The organism is Aeromonas sp. 600282 (assembly GCF_049175755.1).
Taxonomy (GTDB): Bacteria; Pseudomonadota; Gammaproteobacteria; order Enterobacterales; family Aeromonadaceae; genus Aeromonas; species Aeromonas veronii_A.
Genome location: NZ_JAAKVR010000014.1, coordinates 37,452 through 62,826 on the forward strand (window position 1 = coordinate 37,452; position 25,375 = coordinate 62,826).

Sequence of the window (25,375 nt, forward strand, 5' to 3'; positions counted from 1 at the left end):
AACGACGTGCAGAGACAGGTCATGGCGCTGGGCCCGGCCTATCCTGGCTGACGATTGTGCGCAATTTTACAATCCAGAGGGGAGTTTGCATAATGCCATCCACCCTTTTTGCCAGCCGTGCGCCACAACATGCCGCTATTTCAAACGCCCCCCTCCTCCATCTGCATCCTGCGGCTCTCCGCCATCGGGGATTGCTGCCACGCACTGGCGCTGGTGCGCGTCATCCAGCGGGAGTGGCCACAGACCCGTATCACCTGGATCACCGGCAAAATCGAGGCAACCCTGTTTGCCGATCTGCCCGGCGTCGAGGTGATCCCCTTCGACAAGAGCAAGGGGTGGCGCGGCTATCGCGATCTCTGGCAGACCCTCAAGGGGCGCAAATTCGATGCCCTGCTCCACCTGCAGGCGGCGATGCGGGCCAGCATCGCCACCCTCGGCATCAAGGCCAAGGTCAAACTCGGGTTTGATCGGGAGCGGGCCAACGACGGCCAGTGGCTGTTCACCAACCACAAGGTGCCTTCGCCTGCCTCTCCCCATGTGCTGGACGGTTTCCTCGCTTTCGCCAAAGAGCTCGGCATCAAGGATCTGACCCCGGACTGGCAACTGCCCATCAGCGCCGATCATCAGGCGTGGGCAAGGGAGAAGATTGGCGGCAAACCGACTCTGCTTATCTGCGCAGCCGCCAGCAAGGCATTCAAAAACTGGACGGCCGCAGGCTATGCCGCGCTGGCAGATCACGCCGCCAACAAGGGCTTTCAGGTCTATCTCTGTGGTGGGCCTGCCAAACTGGAGCGGGACCTGGCTGCCGAGATCCAGCGCTTAAGCCAGAGCAAACCGGTCGATCTGGTGGGGCAGACCAACCTCAAGCAACTGCTGGCGCTGATTGGTGAGGCGAGTCTGGTGCTGGCCCCCGATACCGGCCCCACCCATATGGCCACCATAGTGGGCACGCCGGTGATCGGTCTCTATGCCCACCACAATCCGGCCCGCACCGGCCCCTATCTGTGCCGCGACTACGTGGTCAGCGTCTATCAGGAGCTGGTCGAACAGGAGACCGGCAAGCCGCTGGCCGAATTGAGCTGGCGCACCCGTCTCAAAGACCCGGAGGCCATGCGAAAAATCACCAGCGAGCAGGTGATCACCGCCTTCGACCGCCTCTGTGCAGATCGTCAACTGCCGTAATGACAGGGCACCTCGGGAATTCCGAGCCATCAGGCAGGGATAACCTGATAGCCTCTGCCCTCAGCCAAAGGCACAATGCAGGCTGATGTGGGTTACGCTCCCGCAGCAAGCTACGAATACTTTGATCGGCTGGAATATGATTCCGGCCGTTTTTTTATTCGCCGCATTCTGGTAAAATTCGCCGCCTTTACATCCCCCTGACTCAAGAATTTTCCGCGTTTTGCGTTTGGCTGTCTCCCTTTCGGGCACAAGACGGCGGTCTCTGCTACAACCAAAACAGCGGTTTCGATTAAAGGTAATAATATGGCGCAACAAGGCACACTCTATATCATCTCTTCTCCGAGCGGCGCGGGTAAATCCAGTCTGCTCAATGCCTTGCTGACCAACCACAATCAAGCTGGCAAGATGCAGCTATCGGTTTCCCACACCACTCGCGCCACCCGCCCGGGCGAAGAGCACGGCGTACACTACCACTTCGTTCAGGTGGAAGAGTTCAAGGCGCTGATCGAGCGTGGTGATTTTCTGGAATGGGCCGAAGTGTTCGGCAACTACTACGGCACCTCCCGCGCCGCCATCGAAGCCTGTCTGGCCAAAGGGATCGACGTATTCCTCGACATCGACTGGCAGGGTGCCCGCCAGATCCGCGAGCAGATGCCGACCAAATCCATTTTCATCCTGCCCCCCAGCCGCGAAGAGCTGGAACGCCGCCTGATTGGGCGCGGTCAGGACAGCGCCGAAGTGATCGCCGGCCGGATGGCGAAAGCCATTGCCGAAATGGTGCACTACGACGAGTATGACTATGTCATTATCAATGAAGACTTCGAGCAGGCGCTGTTCCAGCTCAGGTCCATTATTGAGTGCCAACGGCTGGAGATGCGTCACCAGCAACAGGCTCAAAAAAACTTGCTGCAACAGCTACTGGCAGAGTAAGCCAAAAACAAGTAAACTTTTGCGTCATTTTTAAACACTGCTTTTCTAAATACAGAAAGCCCAAACACTGGAGTCCTGCATGGCACGCGTTACTGTAGAAGATGCTGTAAAACAGGTAGGTAACCGTTTTGACCTGGTGCTGGTCGCCGCGCGCCGCGCTCGTCAAATCGCGGTACAAGGCAAAGATCCCCTGGTCGACGAAGAGAACGACAAGCCGACTGTGATCGCCCTGCGTGAGATCGAGCTGGGTCTGGTGAACAATCAAGTGATGGACACCCAGGACCGCTACGAACAGCAAGAGCAGGAAGCCGCCGAGCTGGCTGCCGTTGCTGCCATCGCCGAAGGCCGCGGTTAAGTTATTCCTCCGGTTGGCACCCGCCCGGGTGCCGACTGTTCATCCCCATTTACAACCGCTCGAAAACCTCGCAAACTCAGGGCTATACCCTCAATTCCACGAATTGCCGTTTCACCGCTGCGGGGACTGTCTTGTATTTATTTGAAAACCTTAAAGAAATAGCCAGTTCCTACCTGCCGCCAGAGCAGGTTGAGAAGCTCAAGCAAGCCTATGTGGTGGCCCGTGATGCCCACCAGGGCCAGATGCGTTCCAGTGGCGAACCCTATATCACCCACCCTGTTGCCGTTGCCCGAATCTTGGGTGACATGCGCCTCGATCATGAAACCCTGATGGCCGCCGTACTGCACGACGTCATCGAAGACACCTCGGTCACCAAGGCCGATCTGGCCGAACAGTTTGGCAATGCGGTTGCAGAACTGGTGGCCGGGGTCTCCAAGCTCGACAAGCTGAAATTTCGCGATCGCAAAGAGGCGCAGGCCGAGAACTTCCGCAAGATGGTGATGGCAATGACCCAGGATATCCGGGTCATTCTGATCAAGCTGGCCGACCGCACCCACAACATGCGCACCCTGGGCTCCCTGCGCCCTGACAAACGCCGCCGCATCGCCCGGGAAACCCTCGAAATCTTCGCTCCCATCGCCAACCGCCTCGGTATTCACACCATGAAGAACGAGCTGGAAGAGCTGGGTTTCGAGGCGCTCTATCCCATGCGATCCCGCGTGTTGCGCGAATCGGTGCGCCGCGCCCGTGGCAATCGCCGCGAGATCATCGACTCCATCCAGAGCGAAATCAGCGGTCGTCTGAAAGAGGCGGGGATCGAGCATCAGGTCAGTGGCCGCGAGAAGAATCTCTTCTCCATCTACAACAAGATGGAGAAAAAAGAGCTGCAATTTCATGAGGTAATGGATATCTACGCCTTTCGGGTAAAGGTGAAGGACATAGATACCTGTTACCGGGTGCTGGGGCAGATGCACAGCCTCTACAAACCGCGCCCCGGCCGCTTCAAGGATTACATCGCCATCCCCAAGACCAACGGCTACCAGTCGCTGCACACCTCTCTGGTGGGGCCGCACGGGGTACCGGTCGAGGTGCAAATTCGCACCGAGTTCATGGATCAGATGGCCGACAAAGGGGTTGCCGCCCACTGGGCCTACAAGCAGGATGGCGACAGCTCGGGCACCACTGCCCAGATCCGCGCCCAGCGCTGGATGCAGAGCCTGCTGGAATTGCAGCAGAGCGCCGGCAGCTCGTTTGAATTTATCGAAGGGGTCAAGACCGACCTCTTCCCCGACGAGATCTACGTGTTCACGCCGGAAGGACGAATCATGGAGCTGCCCGCTGGCGCCACGCCGGTGGACTTTGCCTATACGGTGCACACCGACATCGGCCACGCCTGCGTCGGTTCGCGGGTCGACCGCCACCCCTACCCGCTCAGCAGCCCGCTGCACTCGGGCCAGACGGTGGAGATCATCACGGCGCCGGGGGCTCGCCCCAATGCAGCCTGGCTCAACTTCGTGGTGACCACCAAGGCTCGCTCCAAGATCCGCCAGTTCCTCAAGAACCTGCGCACCGAAGAGTCGGTGGTGCTGGGTCGCCGCCTGCTCAACCATGCACTAGGCGCCAAGAATATCGAAGATATTCCCGAGCCACGCATCAAGCAGGTGCTGGCCGATACCAAGCACGAAAATCTACAGGGGCTGCTGGCCGATGTGGGCCTCGGCAACGCCATGAGCGTAATGGTGGCGCGCCGCATGCTGGGGGATGAACTGCCGCCGGAAGAGCAGCCCAAAACCAGCAGCAAGAAGATGCCGATCAAGGGTGCCGACGGCATGCTGGTCACCTTCGCCAACTGCTGCCGTCCGATCCCGGGGGATGCCATTATCGCCCACATCAGCCCGGGCAAGGGTCTGGTGATCCACCAGGAAGCCTGCCGCAACATCAAGGGCTACAGCAAGGAGCCGGACAAGTACCTGCCGGTGCAGTGGGAAGTGGACAAGGAGCAGGAACAGGAGTTCCGCACCGGTATCAGCATCGAAATCGTCAACCATCAGGGTGCGCTGGCCGAGCTGGCCAACGTGATTGCCGCCACCGGCGCCAACATTCACGCCATCAGCACCGAAGAGAAGGATGGCCGGGTCTATCAGGTCAGCCTGCTCATCACCACCAAGAGCCGCATCCACCTGGCCAACATCATGCGCAAGATCCGCGTGATGCCCAACGTGCTCAAGGTGAGCCGACAGAAGAACTGAACACAGGCGGCGCAAGCCGCCTGCTGCTTTTATTGAGACAAGCCATGACCCCCGAACGCTTCAAGCGCATCACCGACATGCTGGCCCAGCGTCAGCTCGATTTGACCGTCTGTATGGAAGAGGTACACAAACCTCACAATCTGGCCGCCATCGTGCGTACCGCCGATGCCATCGGCATCCACCGGGTACACGCCGTCTGGCCCAAAACCTGGATCCACAAGCGCAAGGGCACCGCCCGCGGCAGCCAGAACTGGGTGGATGTAAAACTGCACCCGGATATCGGCACAGCCGTTGCCGAGCTGAAAGCCTCCGGCATGCAGATCCTGGCGACCCATCTCTCTGAAAGCTCGGTCGATTTTCGCGCCATCGACTACACCAAACCGACTGCCATTCTGGTGGGTCAGGAAAAGCACGGCATCGGTGAAGAGGCGCTGGCCCTGGCCGATCACCATATCGTCATCCCCATGGTCGGCATGGTGCAGTCCCTCAACGTCTCGGTGGCTGCCGCCGCCATCCTCTACGAGGCGCAGCGCCAGCGCGAGCTGGCCGGTTGCTATCAACGCGGCTGCCCGCTCACGCTGGAGGAGCAAAACAGCATCCTGTTCGAGGGGGGTTATCCTATCTATGCCCAGCTCTGCAAAGAGAAAGAGATGCCCTACCCCCAGCTCGGCCCGGCCGGTGAAATTCTGGCGGACGAAGAGTGGTGGCAACGGATGCAGCTGACCCGCAAAGGGTGGGCGCAGCAGAGCGAGCAGGACGATCCGCAGGAGGAGTGATGGAGAACCCTTTTGGCAGCTGGCTGGAATCGCAAATCATCCGGGATCACCTGACCAACCCGAACATAGAGGCCGGCGACTACAGCTACTACTCCGGCTACTATCACGGCAAGCCGTTCGAGGATCACTGCGTCCGTTACCTGCTCGGCGATGGCTCGACCCGCGACACCTGGGAGAGCGGCCTCTGGGGCGAGGTGGATCAGCTGATCATCGGCAAGTTCTGCTCCATCGGCTCGGGCGCCACCTTCATGCTGGCGGGCAATCAGGGCCACCGGCTGGATTGGGTTTCCACCTTCCCGTTCAATCCCGACACCTTTGGCGAAGGGGCCCGCAGCGGCTTTCTGCGCAAGGGAGACACCCGGATTGGCAACGATGTCTGGATCGGCTCGGAAGCGATGATCATGCCCGGCATCACCATAGGTGATGGTGCGGTCATCGCCACCCGCGCCGTGGTGACCAAGGATGTGGCCCCTTACACCATAGTCGGCGGCAACCCGGCCCAGCCGATCCGCCGCCGTTTCAGCGATGAGCAGATCCTCATGCTGCAAGAGATGCAGTGGTGGGACTGGCCCCTGCCCCGCTTGCAAGCCAGCATGGCGCTACTCTGCTCGGGGGATATCGCCGCCCTTTATCACCATTGGCAACAGGAGTGTGCCTGATGAAACCCCTCTCTCTTTCCCTGTTGGCCCTGACCCTGTTTTCTGCCGGAGCCCTTGCCGTGACCAATACCTATCAGCTCACCAGCGAAGCCGATGTACCCAGCCTCTACCAGCAAACCCTGCCCGACTTCTGGCGCCAGCATGCGGTGGAAGGAGAGTTTAAGGGCAAGGATGGCGTAACCATCCGCTATGCCGCGCTACGGCAAGCCAAGGTCGATCGCGCCATCCTGATCGTCAATGGCAGGGTCGAGAGCTACCTCAAGTATCAGGAGCTGGCGTGGGATCTCTGGCGTCAGGGCTACAGCCTCTATCTCATCGACCATCGTGGTCAGGGGATGTCCGACCGGATGCTGAATGACCCGCAGAAGGGATATGTCGACCAGTTCGACGATTATGTGGTCGATCTCAAGCAGTTTCACGACCAGATAATCATGGCGGACCAGCCTGCAAAGCTGTTCCTGCTGGCCCACTCCATGGGCGGCGCCATCTCGGCCCGCTATCTGGAACGCTGGCCCGATGATATCAAGGCGGCCGTGCTCTCCTCCCCCATGCTGGGCATCAATCTCGGCGGTCTGCCCAAGTGGCTGGCCAAGGGATTGGCGAGCACCATAGGCACGGTCGGCGGTTGGATTGGTGAGCCTCCCTACGGCCCCGGTCAGGGAGCCTATCAGGATCACGGCTTTGCCGATAACGAGCTGACTCACAGCCAGCCCCGCTATCAAGCCTTCCGCCAACTCTACGAACAGCACCCGCAGATCAAGCTGGGTGGCGCGACCGCCCACTGGATTTATCAGGGGATCACTGGTGCCGATGCCGCCATCGCCGATGCGGGCGCCATCAAAACCCCGCTGCTGGTGCTGCAAGCTGGCAGCGACAGCGTGGTGGACAATGCCGCACAGGATCGCTTCTGCACCATTGCCAAGTGCGAAGGGGGCAAACCACTGCGCATCGAGGGTGCCTGGCACGAGCTGTTTATCGAATCCGATGACAAGCGCCAACCCGCCCTGACCGCGATGGTCGACTTTTTCGCCCGCTTCTGAGCCGGCTATTTTTTGTAACCCTAAATAAATGGGGTGACAATGCGGGCTAAGGTAAACTGCCCCTGTTTTCAATCGATGCCGAGGTAATGATGTTCAAGGTAGTTGTATCCGATCTCGATGGCACTCTGCTCAACAAGCAGCACCAGATCTCTCCCCGTACCCGGGATACCCTGCACCGCCTGGTAGAACAAGGTGTGAAATTCGTGGTCGCCACCGGCCGTCATCACGTTGACGTACGCAGCTTCCGCGATGCGCTGGGGATGGACATCTACCTCATTACTTCCAATGGCGCCGTGGTCCATGACAAACAGGATCAGCTGATTTTCAACCAGCCGCTGCCGACCGAGATTGCCGCCGAGCTGATTGCACTGGAGCGAGATCCCTCTATCCACCTCAATGTCTATCAGGGTGATGACTGGGTGGTGGAAGAAGAGCTGCCCTGGCTGCTGCAGTTCCACGACGAGTCAGGGTTCACCTACCGCCTGGTCGATGACCTGAAACAGGAACCGAAAGAGCAGATCAACAAGGTGTTCTACATCGGCGACCACGAAAAGCTGCTGAAGATCGAGGCACACCTCAACCAGCGCTATGGCGATCAGCTCAACGTCACCTTCTCATTGCCGGACTGCCTCGAAGTGATGCACGCCGGGGTGCACAAGGGCAATGCTGTGCGAGCCGTGCTGGAGCAGAACGGTTTCGATATGTTGGAGGCGATCGCCTTCGGCGATGGCATGAACGACTTCGAGATGTTGACCATGGTGGGACGCGGCATCGTGATGGGCAACGCCCATGACCGCCTGAAAATGGCGCTGCCGGAGTATGAGCAGACCCTCACCTCTGACGAAGATGGCGTCGCCGTCTATCTGGAGAAGCTGTTCGAGCTGGAGAGCGTCAGCGCAGCCTGATCCTCTTCAGCCCGCTATCCGATTCAGCAAAGCCTCACCATGTGAGGCTTTGTTTTTTCAGAGTCTCCAGCCAGGGATTGGGCCGCTGCCAGCTGAAGCTCTGGTTCGCCCCGCCGTAGCATTCAGCCAACCGCAGAGGCGTGCCGGGAGTATGGCGTCGCCCGGCCACATCGAGGCAGCGGGAGACCTTGCTGTTGAAAAGCCTGTCTTTCTGCCACTCCCACTGCGCCTGACCGTCACAGGGTGCCAGCATCACTTCGCTGTCGTTTTTGGCTTGCAAACAGAGATCCTGCAGGCGCAACTCACCCAGATCCCACTCGAACAATTGATCGTCTTTTCCGCTGCAAGGTTGTGCCAACACCTTCTGTTGGGACACCGCAACGCAAAAATCACCGCTGGTCAGCAAGGGGGAGAGAGAACGCTCCTCCTGCGGTTGTGATGCAATGGAGCCCATCATCACATCGGTGGATGGCGGCTTGATGGTACACCCCCCCAGCAGCAAGGCAGCCAGCATGGCGGGGGAGCAAGCAAAGGAAATTTTGTTATTCATGGAAAAATGCCTGAAATGGGCCGATGACATCCGGTTGTCAGTGACTCGAGGCTGAAGCATAACCGAAAGGCGGGGCGCGCTGCCCAAATAGAGTGTAAACAGACGTAACAGGGAGAGAGTACTGGCCCAGCGGAGGCCAGAAAGCAAAAAACCCCGCCGAAGCGAGGTTTTTCTAAATGTGGTCGGTGATAAAGGATTCGAACCTTTGACCCTCTGGTCCCAAACCAGATGCGCTACCGGGCTGCGCTAATCACCGAGGCTATTTCTTTCAAAATAGTTTACTTCAAAAAACAAAGACGACCTTATGGTCATCCTCGTCATACAGCAAGTATGGTGCGAAGAGAGGGACTCGAACCCTCACACCCGGGGGGCACTAACACCTGAAGCTAGCGCGTCTACCAATTCCGCCACCTTCGCGTACCTGACAAGCTGTAAAATGGGGTGGCTGATGGGGCTCGAACCCACGACAACCGGAATCACAATCCGGGACTCTACCAACTGAGCTACAGCCACCACAGCTGTTTTTGTTCCACAACAACGCCCGTTTAACCGACGCACTTTTGATGGTGCGCCCGACAGGATTCGAACCTGTGACCTCTGCCTCCGGAGGGCAGCGCTCTATCCAGCTGAGCTACGGGCGCTACGCTGTCGAACGGGGCGCATTATTAATGATGGTTTCTGGTTTGTCTACACTTTTCTGTCACCGAAGGACTGTTCGTTGTTTTTTCAGGCAATCTGTGTGTTTTTCTTCCACATTCCTGCCTGTAGCCTGACAAAAGGCATACATCCCCGCATCAGTTCATCTTGCCGTCTTGACTTGATGTTGTGCCCATCTAGAATGAATGAACGTTCATTCAATCGAAAGTCACACTGATGATTCTGGATAAAAAAGAGAGCATCTTCAACGCGGCCCATGAGGTGCTGGGTGAACGGGGTTTTCATGGTCTGTCGATTGCAGAAGTCGCCAAGAAGGCCAATGTTGCCACCGGCACCATCTATCGCTACTTCGGTGACAAGGATGATCTGATCCGGCAACTGCATCAGCACACTATCTTGCAGTGTGTCCCCATGGTCATGGCAGATGTAGCGATCGATAAAGTTTCATTTCAACAATTTCGCCAATTATGGCTCAATATTCATGCCATTTTTGTTAACGAACCCAACGCTATCCGGTGCAAATTGCAGTACGAGAGCTCTCCGCTAGGGGCAGAATTGGAGACCAATCCTGTCATTCTGGCTGCCTGGGAGCCTCTGGACCGATTTTTTGAACAGGGCGTTGAACAAGGATTGTTTATTGATTTACCGATACGGGCACTCCAGGTGTTGAGTCTGGACAGTGTCATGCATCTGGCCCTGCAGTGCAGGGTGCACAACATCACGCTGACCGAATCGCAGTTGGAAACCGCGATCCAGGCCAGCTGGAATGCCATTTTATCCCCTAATCTTTCCACCTCAGGAGCCTGTTCATGAAAAAGTGGATGGCCATTATGTTGCTGATAGCGATCGCCTTGTTTGGCAGCGTCATCGGCTTCAATTTGTTCAAACAGAAGATGATTGCCCAATACATGGCCAACCGGCCGGAACCCGAGTTCCCCGTCACCGCCATGGTGACCAAGGCGCAGGATTGGGTACCGACCATCGAAGCGATCGGCTTCATCGAGCCGAATCAGGGGGTGACCCTCTCCACCGAACTGGCTGGCACCATTGATGCCATCACCTTTGAGTCGGGCAAACCGGTCAAGGCTGACCAACTGCTGCTGAGCCTGGACTCCACCGTGGAGAAGGCCAATCTGCGCGCCTCCCAGGCCAAGCTGCCAGCGGCAAAAGCCAAATTCGAACGCTTCCAGAACCTCTACAAGACCAGCTCCATCTCCAAAGAGCAGCTGGATGAAGCCGAAGCGGCCTATCGCTCGCTGGAAGCGGATATCGAGAGTCTGAAGGCGACCATTGCCCGTCGTGAAGTGCGCGCGCCCTTTAGCGGCGTGGTCGGCCTGCGCAATGTGTTCCTTGGCCAGTATCTGCAACCAGGCACAGATATCGTGCGCTTGGAAGATACCAGCGTGATGCGTCTGCGCTTCACCGTGCCCCAGACCGATATCTCCAAAATCAAGCTGGGCCAGACCATCAAGATCAATGTGGATGCCTATCCGCAAACCCAGTTTGACGGCCATATCACCGCCATCGAGCCTGCGGTCAACTTCCAGAGCGGCCTGATCCAGGTACAGGCAGACATTCCGAACAACGACGGTCAGCTCCGTTCCGGTATGTTCGCCCGCGCCAGCATCATTCTGCCGACGGTGAAAGATCAGATCGTGATCCCGCAGACCGCTATCTCCTTCACCCTTTACGGTCAGAACGTCTATGTGCTCAAAGAGGGCGAAGAGACCGACAAAGAGGGTAACAAGGTGAAAGTGCTGCGAGCCAAGCAGGTTGTGGTCAAGGCGGGTGAGCGCCGTGGCAACGATGTGCATGTGCTCTCCGGCATCCAGGCCGGTGACCAGATCGTACTGTCGGGTCAGGTTCGCCTGAGCAACGACACCAAGGTGCATGTGGTCGAGAACGATGCCCTGGCCGTTCCGGCACAAACCCCGATGCTGTAAGCGCGGAGATCTGCGATGCGATTTACTGACATATTTATAAAACGGCCTGTGCTGGCGATCTCGCTCAGCTTCCTGATCGCCTTGCTGGGCTTTCAGGCCATCTTCAAGATGCAGGTACGGGAATACCCCGAGGTGACCAACACGGTGATCACCGTCAGCACTGGCTACTATGGCGCCAGTTCTGATCTGATCCAGGGGTTCATCACCCAGCCGCTGGAACAGGCGGTCGCGCAAGCCGACAACATCGACTTCATGACCTCCTCCAGCCAGCTGGGTAGCTCCACCATCACTGCATACATGAAGCTCAATACCGACCCCAACGCCGCGCTGTCCGACATCCTGGCGAAGGTGAACTCGGTGCGCTCTCAGTTGCCGAAAGAGGCGGAAGACCCCTCGGTCACCTCCTCCACCGGTTCAACCACGGCGGTGCTCTACCTCGGCTTTACCAGCCCGGAGCTCAACTCCAGCCAGATCACCGACTATCTGGAGCGGGTTATCAAGCCGCAGCTCTTTACTGTCGGCGGGGTCTCCAAGGTTGACCTCTACGGCGGTGTCGAGTTTGCCCTGCGGGTATGGCTGGATCCGGCCAAGATGGCGGCCTTCAACCTGACTGCCAGCGACGTGATGACGGTGCTCAACAGCAACAACTATCAGTCCGCGACAGGTCAGGCGACCGGTTACTTCACCCTGTTCAATGGCAATGCCGAGACCCAGGTCAAGGATGTCGACGAGCTGAAGCGACTGGTGGTGGCTACCCGCGACGGCAAGGTGATCCGTCTGGCGGACATCGCCAAGGTAACCCTCGAGAAGAGTCACGATGTCTATCGTGCCAGCGCCAATGGTCGCGAAGCCGTGGTCATGGCGGTCAACGCCGCCCCGACAGCCAACCCCATCAACATCGCCCGCGATGTGCTGGCACTGCTGCCGAGCCTTGAGCGCAATATGCCGAGCACCATGCGTCTCAACGTGATGTATGACTCCACCGTGGCGATCAACGAGTCCATCCACGAGGTTATCAAGACCATCCTGGAGGCAGCCGCCATCGTTCTGGTGGTCATCACCCTGTTCCTCGGCTCGTTCCGCGCGGTCATCATCCCGATCATCACCATTCCGCTCAGTCTTATCGGCGTGGTGATGATGATGGATATGTTCGGCTTCTCGATAAACCTGATGACCCTGCTGGCGATGGTGCTGGCGATCGGTCTGGTGGTGGATGACGCCATCGTGGTGCTGGAGAACGTCGACCGCCATATCAAAGAAGGTGAAGAGCCGTTCCGGGCCGCCATTATCGGTACCCGTGAAATTGCGGTGCCGGTCATCGCCATGACGGTTACCCTGGCTGCGGTATACGCGCCTATCGCCCTGATGGGGGGCATCACCGGCTCCCTGTTCAAGGAGTTTGCCCTGACCCTGGCTGGCGCCGTGTTCGTCTCGGGCATCATCGCCCTGACCCTGTCACCGATGATGTGTTCCAAGATGCTCAAAGCCAACGAGCAGCCGGGCAAATTCGAGAGCACGGTCCACCACCTGCTGGAACGGATGACCGATCGCTACGACAGCATGCTGCACGCCGTGATGAAAAAGCGCCCCGTCATCGTGGTGTTCGCCGTCATCGTGTTCGCCAGCCTGCCGTTGCTGTTCAAGTTCATCCCGAGCGAACTGGCACCGTCAGAGGACAAGGGGGTAATGGCCGTGCTGGGTACCGCACCGTCCAACGCCAACCTGGACTACATCGAAAACACCATGGCGGATGTGAACAAGATCCTGGACGAGCAGCCCGAGATCGCCTTCTCCCAGGTCTTCTCAGGGGTGTTCAACGCCAACCAGGCGTTCGGTATCGCCTCCATGGTGCCCTGGAGTCAGCGTGAAGCGAGCCAGAAAGAGGTGCTGGATCGGGTCGCCAATCTGGTGAAAGACATCCCGGGTATGGCCATCACCACCTTCCAGTTCCCGGAACTACCGGGAGCATCGAGTGGTCTGCCGATCCAGTTCGTCATCACCACCCCGAACAGCTTCGAAAGCCTGTTCCTGGTGGCCGGTGAAATTCTGGCCGCGGCGCAGAGTAACGGTCAGTTCGTCTATTCGGATCTCGATCTGAACTACGACTCCGCCACCATGAAGATCCGCATCGACAAGGACAAGGCGGGTGCCTACGGCATCACCATGCAGGATATCGGTATCACCATGGGCACCATGATGGCGGACGGTTACGTCAACCGTATCGACCTGGATGGCCGCTCCTACGAGGTGATCCCGCAGGTCGAGCGCAAATACCGTCTCAATCCGGAGTCCATCAAGGGCTACTACGTGCGGGCCGCAGATGGCAAGTCGATCCCGCTCGGCAGCCTGATCACCATTGAAGTGGTTGGCGAGCCCCGCGCCCTGCCCCACTTCAACCAGCTGAACTCCGCCACTATCGGTGCCGTTCCGGCTCCGGGTGTGGCCATGGGTGATGCGATCAACTGGTTCCAGACCACCGCCGACGAGAAGCTGCCGCAAGGCTATCGTTACGACTTCATGGGTGAAGCCCGTCAGTTCGTCACCGAAGGCAATGCGCTCTATGCCACCTTCGCGCTGGCACTGGCGATCATCTTCCTGGTGCTGGCGATCCAGTTCGAGTCGGTGCGTGACCCGCTGGTCATCATGGTCTCTGTACCGCTCGCCATCAGCGGGGCCTTGATTGCCTTGGCTTGGGGACTGGCGACCATGAACATCTACTCCCAGGTGGGCCTCATCACCCTGGTGGGTCTGATTACCAAGCACGGCATCCTGATCTGTGAAGTAGCGAAGGAAGAGCAGCTGCTGCGCGGCATGAACCGGATGGAAGCCGTGATGCAAGCCGCCAAGGTGCGTCTGCGTCCGATCCTGATGACCACCGCCGCCATGATTGCCGGTCTGATCCCGCTGCTCTACGCCGCAGGCGCCGGTGCAGCACAACGATTCAGCATCGGTATCGTCATCGTGGCAGGCCTTGCCATCGGTACCCTGTTCACCCTGTTCGTACTGCCGGTGATCTACACCTATCTGGCTTCCGAGCACAAACCCTTGCCGGTATTCGATGAAACCATTCCGCCCAAGGCAAACGGCGGACACTGATCATCAATCACTTGCCAAGGCCCCGATACGGGGCCTTTTTTATGGTTCGCAGGAAAGACGACATAAGTCCATGAAGCAGTTAAACTAAAAAACACAACATCCAGACCGCAAGGACGCCATGTCAGGACTCATCTCCAAGACCGCCGAGGCCGTAGGCCGCAACGGACTCTCATACCGCCTGCTCTCCTATATTCTGGTGTGTAGTACCGTATTGGCGATGATCATTACGGTGCTGCAACTCGCCTGGGATTACCGCAAGGATGTCGCCGTCATCGAAGACAGCATCGGCCAGATCGAAGCCTCCTTTTTGCAACCTATTGCCGCCAGCTTGTGGAACCTCGATGAGGAGCAGGTCAAAGTGCAGATCGAAGGGATCATGAACCTGCCCAACATGCAGTTTGTGATGGTCAAGGAGATGCTCGGCAACTCCGAAGTGCCACTGTTGACCCAGGGAGTGGAACGGGAAAGCTATGACATCTCCCAGGAGTTCAATCTCACCTATCAGGGGGAAATTGTCGGCAAGCTGTTTGTCGCCGCGTCGCTGGAGCAGATTTACCAGCGTCTGATTGAGAAGTCAGTGCTGATCATGGTCAGCCAGACCATCAAGACCCTGGTGGTCTCATTTTGTATCCTGATCATCATTTACTATCTGGTGGTCAGGCACATCAACCGCATCGCCAACTACGCCCAGAAGTTCAACCTCGATCGGCTCGACATGGCGCTGGAGCTGGAAGGCCGCCCGCAGCCGCGCAAGAAACCCGACGAACTGGATACCCTGGTATCCACCCTCAACCAGATGCGCACCCGGCTACGTGACGAGCTGGTCGCTCGTCATCAGGCGGTGGAACAGCTGCAACAGGAGCGGGATTTCTCCGCCACCCTGATCAACTCCGCCAACATGGTCATCTGCTGCATGGAACCAGACTTGACCATCGCCAGCATCAACCCGGCAGCCATACTGCTGACCGGCTACCACCAGCAGGAGCTGTTGCAACACAACTGGCTGGATCTCTTTGTCAGCCCGGCGCAACGGGAAGAGCTGAACGATATTCTGGCGGCGGAAGGTTCACTAGCGGACAAAGAGGTCATCATGCATGACCAGCAGGCCCACGAGCTGGTGCTGCAGTGGACCTTCGTACCCTTCTATGAAGGGCCGAACCTCAAGTACCAGATCGGCTTCGGCTACGACATCACCCAGCTGAAAAAGGTCGAGCGGGAGATAATCCAGCTCAACGAGCAGCTGGAAGGAAAAGTGGTGGAGCGTACCCGCAGCCTGAGCGAAGCCAACAACCAGCTGGGCAAGGCGTACGACGACCTGAAACAAGCCCAGCAAACCCTGGTGGAGTCGGAGAAGATGGCCTCCCTCGGCTCGCTGGTGGCCGGGGTGGCACACGAGATCAATACCCCAATCGGCATCAGTGTGACCGCCTCCTCCTACCTGCAGGAACGGGTTGCCGATTTCAAATCTCATATAGAGTCAAAACAGCTGTCGCGTTCCTATCTCAACGAGTTCACCGTCAACCTCGACGAGTCGATGCAGCTGCTGCAGAGCAACCTGCGGCGCGCCTCCGAGCTGATTGCCAGCTTCAAGCAGGTGGCGGTCGACCAGTCATCGGAAGCACGCTACAACTTCAGCCTCGCCGACAACCTCCATCAGGTGGTGGTCTCGCTTGGCCACAAACTGAAGAAGAGCCAGTGCGAAGTGGATATCCAGTGCGATCCCAAGCTGTCTATATTCTCCTTCCCGGGCAGTTTTACCCAGATCTACTCGAACCTGATCCTCAACTCCATCAACCACGGGTTCGACAACTGGGACAAACCGAAGAAGATCACCATCAAGGTGGAACAGCAGGGAGAGGAGCTGTTTATCGACTATTCGGACAATGGCCGCGGCATCCCGCCCGAAATCTTGCCGCGCATCTTCGATCCCTTCGTCACCTCCAAGCGGGGTCAGGGTGGCAGCGGTCTGGGCACCCACATCATCTACAACCTGGTGGTGCAACTGCTGAAAGGCCGTATCAGCTGTGCCAGCGAACCGGGCCAGGGCGCCCAGTTCCATATTCGCCTGCCGATCCAACATAACTGAGTGCTGGCTCTTGTGAGCCAGCCGCTTTATCCCCATCATGCTGTGATTGCATTCTTAATGAGCGGAGAACCTCGCAATGGCACAGCATTTTGACTATATCGCCATCGGCGGCGGCAGCGGCGGTATTGCTTCTGCCAACCGGGCTGCCATGTACGGTAAGAAAGTTGCCCTGATTGAAGCCAAAGAGTTGGGTGGAACCTGCGTCAACGTAGGCTGCGTACCGAAGAAGGCTATGTGGTATGCAGGCCAGATCGCCGATGCCCTGAAATATGGCGCCGACTACGGCTTTGACACCACCCTCAACCACTTCAACTGGGCCAAGCTGGTCGAGTCCCGCCAGGCCTACATAGGCCGCATTCACCAGTCCTATCAGAACGTGCTGGGCAAGAACCAGATCACCGTCATCAAGGGCTTCGCCCGCTTCGTCAGCAGCAACACCATCGAGGTTAATGGCGAGCACTACACGGCCGATCATATCCTGATCGCTACCGGTGGCCGCCCGGAAATTCCGGCCATCCCGGGTGCCGAGCTGGGTATCGACTCCGACGGTTTCTTTGACCTGCAAAGCCAGCCCAAGCGGGTTGCCGTGGTTGGAGCTGGCTACATCGCAGTCGAGATCGCCGGGGTGATGCAGGCACTCGGCTCAGAGACCCATCTGGTGGTGCGCAAGCACGCACCGCTGCGCAACTTCGACCCCATGATCCACGAGACACTGGTCGAAATCATGGCGCAGGAAGGGCCCAAGCTGCACACCCACGCCATTCCCAAAGCCGTGCTCAAGAACGCTGACAACAGCCTGACCCTGCAACTGGAAGATGGCCGCCATCTCACCGTCGACTGCCTGATCTGGGCCATCGGCCGGGTACCGGCTACCGACAACCTCAATCTGGCTGCCGCTGGCATCACGCTGGACGAGAAGGGCTTTATCCCGACCGACAAGTTCCAGAACACCGCCGTCGCCAACATCTATGCAGTGGGTGACAACACGGGTCGCATCCAGCTCACCCCGGTGGCCGTCGCTGCGGGCCGTCGCCTCTCCGAACGGCTGTTCAACAACAAGCCGAACGAGCACCTCAACTACGATCTGGTACCGACCGTGGTGTTCAGCCACCCGCCCATCGGCACCATCGGCATGACCGAACCTGAAGCTATCGCCGAATACGGCGAGGACCAGGTGAAGGTCTACCGCAGCCAGTTCACCGCCATGTACTCGGCACTGACCCAGCATCGCCAGCCCACCCGGATGAAGCTGGTCTGTGTCGGCCCGGAAGAGAAGGTGGTCGGTCTGCATGGTATCGGCTTTGCCATGGACGAGATCCTGCAAGGCTTTGGCGTCGCCATGAAGATGGGGGCCACCAAGGCGGACTTCGACAACTGCGTTGCTATCCATCCGACCAGCGCGGAAGAGTTCGTCACTATGCGCTAAGGGCAGATGAAGTTGGCCTGTCACGAGCAGCCGGCGTCTACAGCCATGTAACCCCTTCACCCAAACCCGGCTCAGGCCGGGTTTTTTGATCACTCCTCGCCATTTCTCTCGCAAATCCGTCGTTCTTTACGCCGATTTTACGCCTGCCACATGGCGCTTTATGGCGCCTTTACGCCTGTTTTACATACCCTTTTCAGCGTCAATGACACCAACAGAGTCGATATGATCTTACATCGGCTCTCGCAGCTAATTATCTCAATGGAGTCGATATGAATTGGCTATATCTGCTGCTCGTCCTCGCCTTGATGGCCTATCTGATGCGCGCACTCACGCGCAGTCACGAGTGAGGGACTACCTATATGCAGCAAGAAATTATCTATCCGGTGGCCTTCGTGCTGCTGGTTCTGCTGCCGGCACCGCTGCTGGGCAACTACATCTACCGGGTATTTGAAGGCAAAATCCGCTGGTTGGCACCGGTCGAGCGCGCCACGCTGGCTTGCTGTGGCACCGATGGACGGGAGCAGGACTGGAAGTCCTACGCCCTCAGCCTGCTGGCCTTCAACGGCGCCGGTTTCGGTCTGCTGTTCCTGATCCTGATGGCGCAGGGGTTGCTGCCCCTCAACCCGCAACAACTGCCGGGTCTGAGCTGGCAACTGGCATTCAACACCGCGGTCAGCTTTATGACCAACACCAACTGGCAAGCCTATTCCGGTGAGGCCAGCCTCTCCTACTTCAGCCAGATGGTTGGGCTGACCACCCAGAACTTCGTCTCCGCAGGGACGGGCGCCGCCGTCGCCATTGCCCTGTTCCGCGGTATCGCTCGTCAGCAGACCATCAACCTTGGCAACTTCTGGCAGGATCTGGTGCGTTTCTGCCTCTATGTGCTGCTGCCCATCGCGCTGATCATGGCGCTGGTGCTGGTATGGCAAGGGGTGCCGCAAAGCCTGTCAGCCTATCTGCCGTTCCACGGTGTGGAAGGTCAGGAGCAGCTGCTGCCCCTCGGCCCGGCGGCCTCGCAGATCGCCATCAAGCAGCTGGGCTCCAACGGCGGCGGCTTCTTCGGCATCAACTCGGCGCATCCGTTCGAGAACCCGACAGCCCTCTCCAACTGGCTGGAGATGGTCGCCCTGCTCACCATCGCCGCCGCCATGGTCTTTACTCTGGGCCGCTATGTGAAGGACATGGCCCACAGCCGCGCCATTCTCGGTGCCATGACCCTCATGCTGGTGCTGGGGCTCTTCGTCTCCCTCTCACAGGAGCTGAAACCGGATCACACCCTCGCCCAGCTCACCACTGACGCCAGCAACATGGCTGGCAACTGGGAAGGCAAGGAGAGCCGCTTCGGCCCTGTGCTCTCCAGCATCTGGGAAGTGGCAACCACTGCAGCCTCCAACGGTGCCGTCAACGCCATGCACGACAGCTTTACTCCGCTCGGCGGCATGGTTGGCATGATCAACATGCTGCTGGGTGAGGTCATCTTCGGCGGGGTCGGCTCCGGTATCTACGGCATGATGCTGTTCGTGCTGCTGACCGTGTTCCTGTGCGGCCTGATGGTGGGACGCACCCCGACCTATCTGGGCAAACGCCTCGGCATCACCGAAATGAAGTGGGTCGTCGCCAGCATGCTGGTCATGCCGGTGGGGGTTTTGGTGATCGGTGGTGTCACCCTGCTGATGCCGGATGCCAGCACCATCATCGGCCATGATGGCCCGCACGGTCTGTCACGCCTCATTTATGCCTACGCCTCGGCTGCCGGCAACAACGGCTCCGCCTTCGCCGGTTTTGCCGCCGGTGACAACTGGCAGTGCATCGCCATCGGTCTGGCCATGCTGCTCGGTCGCTTCGGCTACATCATTCCGGTACTGGCCATCGCCGGTCAGCTGGCCCGCGCGCCCCGTCAGGAGACGAGCGAAGGGGACTTCCCCATCAGCGGCCCGCTGTTCGTTACCCTGCTGATCATCACCGTCCTGCTGATAGGTGGCCTCTCCTTCCTGCCGGTGCTGGCACTGGGCCCGGTGGCCGAACATCTGAGTCTGATCGGAGGAGCATTCTGATGAACCTGACCCTGTCGATCACCATCCGGATGCCAATGGCCAACTATCTGATGCTGGGAGCTTTCCAATGAGCAAGTCCACTGCAATGAGCACCGACACCATGTTGGTGAAGGGCAAAAAACAGAAATCACAGATCATCCAGGCAATGGTTGAGGCCCTCTATCGCTTCAATCCCAAGGCGCTGTTTGGCAGCCCTATCCTGTTCACCCTCTGGCTGGCCGCAGTCATGGCGACCGTGGAGTCCCTGCTGGGGCAGCCTTTCTCCGGCGTTGCTCCCTCACTGGCCTGGCAGCTGACCGCCTGGCTCTGGCTTACCCTATGGTTTGCCAACTTCGCGGAAACCCTGGCCGAGGGACGCGGCAAGGCCCGTGCCGATAGCCTGAAAGCGGGCATGAGCCAGCTCAAGGCCCGCCGGGTGGCGAATGCCAAAGATGGTCAGGGCGAATGGGTACCCGCCACCAGCCTGATGAAGGGGGATCTGGTGCTGGTACGCAGCGGCGAGATGATCCCGGCCGACGGTGAAGTAATCGCCGGCATCGCCTCGGTCAACGAGGCGGCCATCACCGGTGAATCCGCCCCCGTCATCCGCGAGTCAGGTACCGACCGCAGCGGCGTGACCGGCAACACGACGGTCGTCTCCGACGAGATCTGGGTGCGCGTCAGCAACAATCCGGGCGAGAGCACGCTGGATCGGATGATCGCACTGGTGGAAGGGGCCAAGCGCCAGAAGACCCCCAACGAGATGGCGCTGGATGCCCTGTTGGTGGGTCTGACCCTGATCTTCCTGCTGGTGGTCGCCACCCTGCCCTGGTTCCTCGACTACAACGGCACCCAGGTACCGCGTCTGTACCTGATCGCTCTCTTTATCACCCTGATCCCGACCACCATCGGCGGCCTGCTCTCCGCCATCGGCATTGCCGGTATGGATCGACTGGTGAAGCTGAACGTCATCGCCAAGTCTGGCCGTGCCGTGGAAGCGGCCGGTGACGTGCGTACCCTGCTGCTGGACAAGACCGGCACCATCACCTTCGGTAACCGGATGGCCGACGAGTTGATCCCGGCACCGGGTGTCGACCCCGCCCTGCTGGCACAAGCCGCCATGCTGGCCTCGCTGGGTGACAACACCCCGGAGGGCAAATCCATCCTGACTCTGGCCAGCAAGAGCATGGCCAAGCCGAGCCAGCTGGAGAGCGACAAGGTGATCCCTTTCAGCGCCGAGACTCGCCTGAGCGGACTGGATCGCAACGGTCATCAATATCGCAAGGGTGCGGTGGATGCCGTGTTGAACTACCTCAGCCTCGACCGCAAGGCGGTGCCTGAGCTGGTGCTCAAGTCAGTCGACAGCATCGCCCGTCAGGGTGGGACTCCGCTGCTGGTCTGCACTCAGGAGAAACTGCTGGGGGTGGTCTACCTCAAGGACATCATCAAGCCCGGTATCAAGGCTCGCTTCCAGATCCTGCGCCATATGGGGATCCGTACCGTGATGATCACCGGAGACAACCCGAAAACCGCCGCCGCCATCGCCGCCGAAGCCGGGGTGGATGACTTCATCGCCGAAGCAACGCCGGAGAAGAAGCTCGCCTATATCCGTCAGGAGCAGGCCGATGGTCGTCTGGTTGCCATGTGCGGCGACGGTGCCAACGATGCGCCCGCACTGGCGCAGGCTGACGTGGGTCTGGCCATGAACGAGGGTACCCAGGCCGCCAAGGAGGCGGGCAACCTGGTGGATCTCGACTCCAACCCCACCAAGCTGCTGGACGTGGTGCTGGTCGGCAAACAGCTGCTGGTGACCCGTGGCGCCCTGACCACCTTCTCCATCGCCAACGACGTGGCCAAGTACTTTGCCATCCTGCCAGCCCTGTTCATCGCCGCCTACCCGCAACTGGGGGCACTGAACCTGATGCAGCTGGGCAGCCCGCAGAGCGCCATCCTGTCGGCCATCATCTTCAACGCCCTGATCATTGTGGCGCTGGTGCCGCTGGCGCTGCGTGGTGTCGACCTGAAAGGCTCGGCCGCCAGCCTGCTGCGCCGCAACCTGCTGATCTACGGTGTCGGCGGCCTGCTGGTGCCGTTTATCGGCATCAAGCTGATCGATCTGGTCATTACCGGCCTGGGTCTGGTGTAACGACATAAACCGGGATGCGGGACAGACCCGCATCCCCAGCCATCCATTTGGAGCAAGAGAATCATGATAGCAATCAGAACCCTGTTGACCCTGACCCTGCTGCTGGGAGTGGGTTATCCGCTGGCGGTCACCGGACTGGCCCAACTGCTCTTCCCCTGGCAGGCCAACGGCAGCCAGCTGACCGACAGCAAACAGCAACTCATCGGCAGCGCCCTGCTGGGGCAGAAATTCGAGCGGGCTGACTACTTCCATCCCCGTCCCTCCGCCAGCGATTTCAACACCATAGGCGGCAGCGCCAGCAATCTGGGGATGAGCTCACCGCTGCGGGCAGAGTTTGCCGAACAGGCAGCCAAGGCTCAGCCTGGAACCCGCTCCCCCGCCATGCTGACCCGCTCCGCCTCCGGCCTCGATCCCCACCTGCCGCTGGATGCGGTGCTGGCTCAGGTCGACCGCGTCGCCAAAGAACGTGGACTGGATCCCGCCCAACTGACGGAGCAGGTCAAGTCGGCCACACAAGCTGGTATCCTTGGCCCGCAGGTGGTCAACATTCTCCAGCTGAATCTGCAACTGGATCATAAAAAGGGCGCCTGATGGCGCCCATTCCGGTTTGGTGATGACCTCGATTTTCGCAACGGGCAGTTGGCTCGATAGGGATAACAATGGCTGATGTAGCAAGCGCTGACGCCCTGCTGACGAGTCTGATGCAGGAGCATGGGGATGCGTGATGAGGTAAGGGCCGACGCCCTGCTGGCAAGTCTGGAGCAAGAGCACAAGGGCAAGCTGAAGGTGTTTCTCGGCGCAGCTCCCGGCGTGGGAAAGACCTACGCCATGTTGCAGGCGGTGCGGGAACAGGCCAAGGAGGGGGTCGACATCCTGATCGGCGTGGTGGAGACCCACGGCCGTCAGGAGACCCTGGCTCTGCTCGACAAGCTCGCCATCATGCCGCGCAAGATCCACATGCACCGCCAGCAGCGACTGGAGGAGATGGATCTCGACGGCCTGCTCGCCCGCAAACCGGCCATTGCCGTGGTGGACGAGCTGGCCCACAGCAACGCCCCCGGCAGCCGCCACGAGAAGCGCTGGCAGGATGTGGAGGAGCTGCTCAACGCCGGGATCGACGTCTACACCACCCTCAACGTGCAGCATCTGGAGAGCCTCAACGATCTGGTGTGGCAGCTGACCGGGGTCAGGGTGAAAGAGACCCTGCCCGACCAGGTGCTGCTGGAAGCCGACAGTCTGGTGCTGATCGACCTGCCCCCCAAGGAGCTGCTCGGCCGCCTCAAGGAGGGCAAGGTCTATGTGCCCCATCAGGCCAAGGCTGCGTTGCAATCCTTCTTCTCCCTCAACAACCTCACCGCATTGCGGGAGCTGGCGATGCAGACCGCCGCCAGCCATGTGGAGGGCGATCTGCAACTACAGTGGCAGGCAGCAGGCAAGAGCACCTTGCCGTTGCGGGGCAAGCTGATGGTTTGCCTCGGTGACCTGCACGGCTCGGCGCTGGTGCGCTACGGCCACCGCTTTGCCCAGCGCCGTCAGCTCCCGTGGCTGGTGGTGCATGTCGACAGCAATGGCCGCCGCTCGGCCGATGTGGAGCAGGCGCTGGCGCTCGCCTCCCACCTCGGCGCCAAGGTGCTGACGCTATCCAGCCCGGCGGTCGCCAACACCCTGCTGGAGACCGCCGAACAGCAGCAGGTCTCCCAGCTGCTGCTCGGCAAACCCCACAAGGCACCGTGGCGCCGCTCGCTGGTGCAGCACCTGCTCAAGCAGGCACAGGGGCTCGAAATCACGCTGGTCGATACCGAGAAGCAGAAGCCCGAAGTGGGGATGCGCGTCCCGACCCCGAAGGATATTCACCACAGCCTGCTGGCGTTGACCATCATGGGGATCACCTCGGCCGCCGCCTGGGGGCTCTCCTACTGGCTGCCCCCCGCAGCGTTACCGCTCATCTTCGTGCTGGGGGTGCTGGCGACGGCCCTCACCACCAGTCTGGTACCCGCCACGCTGGCGGCTGTGCTGGGCTTTATCGCCCACAATCTGCTCTTCACCGCCCCCTACTTCTCCCTGAGCGTCGCCAACCACAGCGACCTGCTCACCCTGTTTGTGCTGCTTATCGTCGGCATGACGGCGGGGCGGCTCGCCTCCCGTCAGCGCCAGCAGTTGATCGGTCTGAGAGAGACCCAGCAGCTGGGCAATGCCCTGCTCTCCCTCAGTCAGGGGCTGGCCACCGCCAGCAGCCCGGAGGAGGTGCTCAGACAAGGGGCACAAGCGATCTCGCTGGCACTGGGCCAGCCGACCGTGGTGATCGACAAGGAGTTCAACGATCGGCTCGGCAACGAGAAGCACAGGCCCGGCCAGACCGACAAGGCGGCCATCGACTGGTGTCTGGCCCAGAAGCAGAGCGCCGGGGCCCACACCGCCACCCTCAATGCCGCCGAGGCCCAGTATCATCATCTCAGCGACGATCTGGTGATCGGTATAACGCTGGCCAATCCGCTCTCCTCCTCTGCCGAGCATCAGCTGCAGGCGCTGCTCACCGATATTCGCGCCGCGCTGGCGCGGATCGACCTCAACGAGCGGCTGGCCGACAGCCAGTTGCAGGCGGAGACCGACCGGATGCGCGCAGCCCTGCTCTCCTCGGTCTCCCACGATTTGAAGACCCCCTTGGCGACCATCATGGGGGCAGGCAGCACTCTGCTGGAATATGGTGACCGGATCCCCGCCGAAGACCGCGACGAACTGCTCCACTCGGTGCAGGAGGAGGCTCGCCGCCTGCACAGCTATGTGCAGAATCTGCTGGATATGACCCGCATCGGCTCCCCCGACTTCCAGCTGAAACGGGACTGGGTCGATCTGGCAGATCTGGTGGAGAGCGCCCGCAAGCGGCTCGATTCCTCCTGGCGCCAGCACAAGCTGCTGGTACACATCGATCAGCATGTGCCCCAGCTCTATGTGCATGGCGCCCTGATCGAGCAGGTGCTGGTCAACATCCTCGACAACGCCTCCCGCTACTCGCCGGCAGGCACCCCCATCGAGTTCAAGGTGATGGTGGCCGAACCCGACCTCATCATCGATATCATCGATATCGGGGTCGGTATCGCCGAATCGGATCGGGAGAAGATCTTCAACCTCTTCTACACCCAACCGGTGGGTGATTGCGGCAGCCGTGGCACTGGGCTTGGCCTCGCCATTTCCCGCGCTATGATAGAGGCCCACGGCGGCAAGATTTGGGCCTTCTCCGGCCCCAATGGCAACGGTACCTGCATGCGCATCTCCCTGCCGCTCGCACTCAATTCACCGGAGGTCTGATGGTTGACCGCCAGATCGGGTCACTCAGCCCCTCCC

General features: G+C 59.6%; 18 protein-coding genes and 4 tRNA genes. 17 read left to right on the top strand and 5 right to left on the bottom strand.

Going from position 1 to position 25,375, the window contains the following annotated elements; translation table 11 throughout:
* Positions 1–129 precede the first annotated feature (129 nt).
* The 8 genes from G5137_RS14035 (at position 130) to G5137_RS14070 (ending at position 8,096) form a co-directional block, all read left to right on the top strand.
* Positions 130–1,182, top strand: a complete 1,053-nt coding sequence (locus tag G5137_RS14035; RefSeq protein ID WP_266135178.1) for a glycosyltransferase family 9 protein — start codon at positions 130–132, stop codon at positions 1,180–1,182.
* 303 nt (positions 1,183–1,485) lie between these two features.
* Positions 1,486–2,112, top strand: a complete 627-nt coding sequence (gmk, locus tag G5137_RS14040; RefSeq protein WP_005339253.1) for a guanylate kinase — start codon at positions 1,486–1,488, stop codon at positions 2,110–2,112.
* Positions 2,113–2,191: 79 nt separating this feature from the next.
* Entirely contained in the window at positions 2,192–2,467 is a 276-nt protein-coding gene (rpoZ, locus tag G5137_RS14045; RefSeq protein WP_005307060.1) for a DNA-directed RNA polymerase subunit omega, read from the top strand.
* A 131-nt stretch (positions 2,468–2,598) separates the two neighbouring features.
* On the top strand, positions 2,599–4,716 hold the full coding sequence (spoT, locus tag G5137_RS14050; protein ID WP_005339255.1) for a bifunctional GTP diphosphokinase/guanosine-3',5'-bis pyrophosphate 3'-pyrophosphohydrolase: 2,118 nt from the start codon (positions 2,599–2,601) through the stop codon (positions 4,714–4,716).
* 44 nt (positions 4,717–4,760) lie between these two features.
* Entirely contained in the window at positions 4,761–5,492 is a 732-nt protein-coding gene (gene trmH, locus G5137_RS14055) for a tRNA (guanosine(18)-2'-O)-methyltransferase TrmH (RefSeq protein ID WP_421206760.1), read from the top strand.
* Positions 5,492–6,151: a CatB-related O-acetyltransferase gene (locus tag G5137_RS14060; protein WP_421255565.1), complete on the top strand. Its 660-nt coding sequence runs from the start codon at positions 5,492–5,494 to the stop codon at positions 6,149–6,151. The genes trmH and G5137_RS14060 overlap by 1 nt, the downstream gene beginning before the upstream one ends.
* The gene (locus G5137_RS14065) at positions 6,151–7,191 is read left to right on the top strand and encodes an alpha/beta fold hydrolase (protein WP_421255566.1); all 1,041 of its coding nucleotides are present in this window, start codon (positions 6,151–6,153) and stop codon (positions 7,189–7,191) included. The genes G5137_RS14060 and G5137_RS14065 overlap by 1 nt, the downstream gene beginning before the upstream one ends.
* A gap of 89 nt (positions 7,192–7,280) precedes the next feature.
* Positions 7,281–8,096 (top strand): Cof-type HAD-IIB family hydrolase, encoded by an 816-nt coding sequence (locus G5137_RS14070; RefSeq protein WP_421255567.1) that lies wholly within the window; start codon positions 7,281–7,283, stop codon positions 8,094–8,096.
* A 34-nt stretch (positions 8,097–8,130) separates the two neighbouring features.
* On the opposite strand, the gene G5137_RS14075 is transcribed toward G5137_RS14070, so the two are convergent.
* From G5137_RS14075 to G5137_RS14095, 5 genes are all read right to left on the bottom strand, one after another.
* Positions 8,131–8,646, bottom strand: coding sequence for a ricin-type beta-trefoil lectin domain protein (locus G5137_RS14075; protein ID WP_115522699.1), 516 nt, complete (start codon positions 8,644–8,646; stop codon positions 8,131–8,133).
* A gap of 179 nt (positions 8,647–8,825) precedes the next feature.
* Positions 8,826–8,902: transfer RNA gene (locus G5137_RS14080), tRNA-Pro, on the bottom strand.
* Positions 8,903–8,977: 75 nt separating this feature from the next.
* Positions 8,978–9,063, bottom strand: a tRNA-Leu gene (locus G5137_RS14085).
* 20 nt (positions 9,064–9,083) lie between these two features.
* Positions 9,084–9,159, bottom strand: a tRNA-His gene (locus G5137_RS14090).
* A gap of 51 nt (positions 9,160–9,210) precedes the next feature.
* Positions 9,211–9,287: transfer RNA gene (locus tag G5137_RS14095), tRNA-Arg, on the bottom strand.
* A gap of 232 nt (positions 9,288–9,519) precedes the next feature.
* Between G5137_RS14095 and G5137_RS14100 the strand changes: the two genes are divergently transcribed.
* From G5137_RS14100 to G5137_RS14140, 9 genes are all read left to right on the top strand, one after another.
* A complete protein-coding gene (locus G5137_RS14100; protein WP_421231413.1) occupies positions 9,520–10,116 on the top strand; it encodes a TetR/AcrR family transcriptional regulator in 597 nt (198 codons plus the stop codon).
* Positions 10,113–11,246 (top strand): efflux RND transporter periplasmic adaptor subunit, encoded by a 1,134-nt coding sequence (locus G5137_RS14105; protein ID WP_216952544.1) that lies wholly within the window; start codon positions 10,113–10,115, stop codon positions 11,244–11,246. Before G5137_RS14100 ends, G5137_RS14105 begins: the two co-directional genes overlap by 4 nt.
* A 15-nt stretch (positions 11,247–11,261) precedes the next feature.
* The gene (locus G5137_RS14110; protein ID WP_216952542.1) at positions 11,262–14,342 is read left to right on the top strand and encodes a multidrug efflux RND transporter permease subunit; all 3,081 of its coding nucleotides are present in this window, start codon (positions 11,262–11,264) and stop codon (positions 14,340–14,342) included.
* A gap of 118 nt (positions 14,343–14,460) precedes the next feature.
* Complete coding sequence (locus tag G5137_RS14115) at positions 14,461–16,428, top strand: ATP-binding protein (protein ID WP_245148451.1); 1,968 nt, start codon at positions 14,461–14,463, stop codon at positions 16,426–16,428.
* A 76-nt stretch (positions 16,429–16,504) separates the two neighbouring features.
* Positions 16,505–17,854: a glutathione-disulfide reductase gene (gene gorA, locus G5137_RS14120; RefSeq protein ID WP_100652171.1), complete on the top strand. Its 1,350-nt coding sequence runs from the start codon at positions 16,505–16,507 to the stop codon at positions 17,852–17,854.
* A gap of 359 nt (positions 17,855–18,213) precedes the next feature.
* Entirely contained in the window at positions 18,214–19,908 is a 1,695-nt protein-coding gene (gene kdpA / locus G5137_RS14125) for a potassium-transporting ATPase subunit KdpA (RefSeq protein WP_421255568.1), read from the top strand.
* Between the two features lie 67 nt (positions 19,909–19,975).
* Positions 19,976–22,033 carry a potassium-transporting ATPase subunit KdpB gene (gene kdpB / locus G5137_RS14130; protein ID WP_005355771.1) on the top strand — a complete coding sequence of 686 codons (2,058 nt, stop codon included), beginning with the start codon at positions 19,976–19,978 and terminating at the stop codon, positions 22,031–22,033.
* A gap of 63 nt (positions 22,034–22,096) precedes the next feature.
* Positions 22,097–22,624 carry a potassium-transporting ATPase subunit C gene (locus tag G5137_RS14135; protein ID WP_019446835.1) on the top strand — a complete coding sequence of 176 codons (528 nt, stop codon included), beginning with the start codon at positions 22,097–22,099 and terminating at the stop codon, positions 22,622–22,624.
* 126 nt (positions 22,625–22,750) lie between these two features.
* Entirely contained in the window at positions 22,751–25,339 is a 2,589-nt protein-coding gene (locus G5137_RS14140; RefSeq protein ID WP_421255569.1) for an ATP-binding protein, read from the top strand.
* Positions 25,340–25,375: the final 36 nt, after the last annotated feature.

Bases quoted from the DNA above. Each gene is read 5' to 3' on its own strand.
- G5137_RS14140 (WP_421255569.1), top strand. From the start codon at position 22,751: ATGCGTGATGAGGTAAGGGCCGACGCCCTGCTGGCAAGTCTGGAGCAA.
- G5137_RS14035 (WP_266135178.1), top strand. From the start codon at position 130: ATGCCGCTATTTCAAACGCCCCCCTCCTCCATCTGCATCCTGCGGCTC.
- rpoZ (WP_005307060.1), top strand. From the start codon at position 2,192: ATGGCACGCGTTACTGTAGAAGATGCTGTAAAACAGGTAGGTAACCGT.
- G5137_RS14065 (WP_421255566.1), top strand. From the start codon at position 6,151: ATGAAACCCCTCTCTCTTTCCCTGTTGGCCCTGACCCTGTTTTCTGCC.
- G5137_RS14105 (WP_216952544.1), top strand. From the start codon at position 10,113: ATGAAAAAGTGGATGGCCATTATGTTGCTGATAGCGATCGCCTTGTTT.
- kdpB (WP_005355771.1), top strand. From the start codon at position 19,976: ATGAGCAAGTCCACTGCAATGAGCACCGACACCATGTTGGTGAAGGGC.
- kdpA (WP_421255568.1), top strand. From the start codon at position 18,214: ATGCAGCAAGAAATTATCTATCCGGTGGCCTTCGTGCTGCTGGTTCTG.
- G5137_RS14070 (WP_421255567.1), top strand. From the start codon at position 7,281: ATGTTCAAGGTAGTTGTATCCGATCTCGATGGCACTCTGCTCAACAAG.
- gmk (WP_005339253.1), top strand. From the start codon at position 1,486: ATGGCGCAACAAGGCACACTCTATATCATCTCTTCTCCGAGCGGCGCG.
- G5137_RS14135 (WP_019446835.1), top strand. From the start codon at position 22,097: ATGATAGCAATCAGAACCCTGTTGACCCTGACCCTGCTGCTGGGAGTG.
- G5137_RS14100 (WP_421231413.1), top strand. From the start codon at position 9,520: ATGATTCTGGATAAAAAAGAGAGCATCTTCAACGCGGCCCATGAGGTG.
- gorA (WP_100652171.1), top strand. From the start codon at position 16,505: ATGGCACAGCATTTTGACTATATCGCCATCGGCGGCGGCAGCGGCGGT.
- trmH (WP_421206760.1), top strand. From the start codon at position 4,761: ATGACCCCCGAACGCTTCAAGCGCATCACCGACATGCTGGCCCAGCGT.
- G5137_RS14115 (WP_245148451.1), top strand. From the start codon at position 14,461: ATGTCAGGACTCATCTCCAAGACCGCCGAGGCCGTAGGCCGCAACGGA.
- G5137_RS14075 (WP_115522699.1), bottom strand. From the start codon at position 8,646: ATGAATAACAAAATTTCCTTTGCTTGCTCCCCCGCCATGCTGGCTGCC.
- G5137_RS14060 (WP_421255565.1), top strand. From the start codon at position 5,492: ATGGAGAACCCTTTTGGCAGCTGGCTGGAATCGCAAATCATCCGGGAT.
- G5137_RS14110 (WP_216952542.1), top strand. From the start codon at position 11,262: ATGCGATTTACTGACATATTTATAAAACGGCCTGTGCTGGCGATCTCG.